Genomic DNA, 579 nt, shown 5'->3' with positions numbered 1-579 from the left:
TGGCTGGAGCGCCCGCCGGTGGTGGTGCAGGAGGTCCTGGACGCGCAGATCCGGCGCCGACGTTCCGCAGGGAGGGCGTTCGTATGACCTGGGCGCAAGTGTTCGGGCATGTGCGGGCGGGGCTGCGGTGCGTGTGGCCGCTCCGGTCGGGTGCCGATGCGGCGGCGATGCGCGCCGGCGCCGGTTGCGAAGGAGGGCGCGCCGAAGCGGGCTTGCGGCACGGTGTACTGGTGCGCTGGCCTGGCGTGCGGGGGAGCCTGGGTCATGACTAGACATCGTCTGGTGGCCTGGGTCTTCGCGGCGCTGCTCGCCGCACTGCTGGCCGCCCCCTGGCTGCTGCCGCCCCCGATCTGGGCCGCGCTGCTGGGCCCGGGGTTCAACTGGCCCAAGGGCGTCGTGCTGCTGGCCTTCGCGGGCATGGCGTTGGCGTATGGGTACTGGATGGTCCAGTTCGTCCACTGGATGCGCACCCTGTCGTCCAACGCGCGTCAGCATCCTCGGCCCCTCGGGGGCGGGGTGCCGGCGGCGTCGGCTGCGCCGCGCGGCGGCGTGCAGGGCGGCGGTCGTTCGCCAGGCGGC

The 579-nt window shown here is 74.3% G+C and carries 1 protein-coding gene; it reads left to right on the top strand.

Features of this window, described 5'->3' with window-relative positions; translation table 11 throughout:
* Positions 1-264 precede the first annotated feature (264 nt).
* Positions 265-579 (top strand): hypothetical protein (locus tag D588_RS25500; RefSeq protein WP_157836493.1); only part of this gene is annotated, 315 nt, incomplete at its 3' end.

It is taken from the genome of Xanthomonas sp. SHU 308 (assembly GCF_000364645.1).
Lineage (GTDB): Bacteria > Pseudomonadota > Gammaproteobacteria > Xanthomonadales > Xanthomonadaceae > Xanthomonas_A > Xanthomonas_A sontii.
Note: the sequence above shows the minus strand (reverse complement) of the source record. Positions and strands in the feature narration are given on the sequence as shown.